This is a genomic window from Cytobacillus sp. OWB-43 (assembly GCF_034651445.1).
In the GTDB taxonomy this organism is placed as follows: Bacteria; Bacillota; Bacilli; order Bacillales; family Cytobacillaceae; genus Cytobacillus; species Cytobacillus kochii.
Map to the genome: position 1 here is coordinate 1 of NZ_JAYEFF010000014.1, position 2,880 is coordinate 2,880.

Consider the following 2,880-nt stretch of genomic DNA (forward strand, 5'->3'; position numbering starts at 1 on the left):
ATGGTTAAGTTAATAAGGGCGCACGGTGAATGCCTTGGCACTAGGAGCCGATGAAGGACGGGACTAACACCGATATGCTTCGGGGAGCTGTAAGTAAGCTTTGATCCGGAGATTTCCGAATGGGGAAACCCCCTATCCGTTATGGGATAGGATCCATACCTGAATACATAGGGTATGGAAGGCAGACCCGGGGAACTGAAACATCTAAGTACCCGGAGGAAGAGAAAGCAAACGCGATTCCCTGAGTAGCGGCGAGCGAAACGGGATTAGCCCAAACCAAGAGGCTTGCCTCTTGGGGTTGTAGGACATTCTATACGGAGTTACAAAGGAACGAGATAGACGAAGAGGTCTGGAAAGGCCCGCCATAGGAGGTAAAAGCCCTGTAGTTGAAACTTCGTTCCCTCCAGAGTGGATCCTGAGTACGGCGGGACACGAGAAATCCCGTCGGAAGCAGGGAGGACCATCTCCCAAGGCTAAATACTCCCTAGTGACCGATAGTGAACCAGTACCGTGAGGGAAAGGTGAAAAGCACCCCGGAAGGGGAGTGAAAGAGATCCTGAAACCGTGTGCCTACAAGTAGTTAGAGCCCGTTAATGGGTGATAGCGTGCCTTTTGTAGAATGAACCGGCGAGTTACGATTACATGCGAGGTTAAGTTGGACAGACGGAGCCGTAGCGAAAGCGAGTCTGAATAGGGCGAATGAGTATGTGGTCGTAGACCCGAAACCAGGTGATCTACCCATGTCCAGGGTGAAGTCCAGGTAACACTGGATGGAGGCCCGAACCCACGTACGTTGAAAAGTGCGGGGATGAGGTGTGGGTAGCGGAGAAATTCCAATCGAACTTGGAGATAGCTGGTTCTCTCCGAAATAGCTTTAGGGCTAGCCTCATGCGTAAGAATCTTGGAGGTAGAGCACTGTTTGGACTAGGGGCCCTCATCGGGTTACCGAATTCAGACAAACTCCGAATGCCAAAGATTTATCCATGGGAGTCAGACTGCGAGTGATAAGATCCGTAGTCAAGAGGGAAACAGCCCAGACCACCAGCTAAGGTCCCAAAGTATACGTTAAGTGGAAAAGGATGTGGAGTTGCTTAGACAACCAGGATGTTGGCTTAGAAGCAGCCACCATTTAAAGAGTGCGTAATAGCTCACTGGTCGAGTGACTCCGCGCCGAAAATGTACCGGGGCTAAACGTATCACCGAAGCTGTGGATTGAACATCGTTGATGTTCAGTGGTAGGAGAGCGTTCTAAGGGCGTTGAAGCTAGACCGTAAGGACTGGTGGAGCGCTTAGAAGTGAGAATGCCGGTATGAGTAGCGAAAGATGGGTGAGAATCCCATCCACCGAATGCCTAAGGTTTCCTGAGGAAGGCTCGTCCGCTCAGGGTTAGTCGGGACCTAAGCCGAGGCTGAAAAGCGTAGGCGATGGACAACAGGTTGATATTCCTGTACCACCGTATTCTGTTTGAGTGATGGGGGGACGCAGGAGGATAGGGTAAGCGCACTATTGGATGTGCGTCTAAGCAGTTAGAGGGACCATGAGGCAAATCCCATGGTCACATACCTTGAGCTGTGATAGCGAGGGAAATTTAGTACCGAAGTTCTTGATTCCACACTGCCAAGAAAAGCCTCTAGCGAGGAATAAGGTGCCCGTACCGCAAACCGACACAGGTAGGCGAGGAGAGAATCCTAAGGTGAGCGAGAGAACTCTCGTTAAGGAACTCGGCAAAATGACCCCGTAACTTCGGGAGAAGGGGTGCTCATTAGGGTGTTAAAGCCTTGATGAGCCGCAGTGAATAGGCCCAGGCGACTGTTTAGCAAAAACACAGGTCTCTGCGAAGCCGCAAGGCGAAGTATAGGGGCTGACGCCTGCCCGGTGCTGGAAGGTTAAGAGGAGAGGTTAGCTCACGCGAAGCTTTGAATCGAAGCCCCAGTAAACGGCGGCCGTAACTATAACGGTCCTAAGGTAGCGAAATTCCTTGTCGGGTAAGTTCCGACCCGCACGAAAGGCGTAACGATCTGGGCACTGTCTCAACGAGAGACTCGGTGAAATTATAGTACCTGTGAAGATGCAGGTTACCCGCGACAGGACGGAAAGACCCCGTGGAGCTTTACTGTAGCCTGATATTGAATTTTGGTACAGCTTGTACAGGATAGGTAGGAGCCTTAGAAGCCGGAGCGCTAGCTTCGGTGGAGGCGTCGGTGGGATACTACCCTGGCTGTATTGAAATTCTAACCCACATCCCTTATCGGGATGGGAGACAGTGTCAGGTGGGCAGTTTGACTGGGGCGGTCGCCTCCTAAAGAGTAACGGAGGCGCCCAAAGGTTCCCTCAGAATGGTTGGAAATCATTCGTAGAGTGTAAAGGCACAAGGGAGCTTGACTGCGAGACCTACAAGTCGAGCAGGGACGAAAGTCGGGCTTAGTGATCCGGTGGTTCCGCATGGAAGGGCCATCGCTCAACGGATAAAAGCTACCCCGGGGATAACAGGCTTATCTCCCCCAAGAGTCCACATCGACGGGGAGGTTTGGCACCTCGATGTCGGCTCATCGCATCCTGGGGCTGTAGTCGGTCCCAAGGGTTGGGCTGTTCGCCCATTAAAGCGGTACGCGAGCTGGGTTCAGAACGTCGTGAGACAGTTCGGTCCCTATCCGTCGTGGGCGCAGGAAATTTGAGAGGAGCTGTCCTTAGTACGAGAGGACCGGGATGGACGCACCGCTGGTGTACCAGTTGTCTTGCCAAAGGCATCGCTGGGTAGCTATGTGCGGAAGGGATAAGTGCTGAAAGCATCTAAGCATGAAGCCCCCCTCGAGATGAGATTTCCCATAGCGCAAGCTAGTAAGATCCCTGAAAGATGATCAGGTTGATAGGTTAGAGGTG

1 rRNA gene is annotated in these 2,880 nt (G+C 52.4%); it reads left to right on the top strand.

Annotated elements, in window-relative coordinates:
* Positions 1-2 precede the first annotated feature (2 nt).
* Positions 3-2,880: ribosomal RNA gene (locus U9M49_RS22560) — 23S ribosomal RNA — on the top strand; the annotation flags it as partial.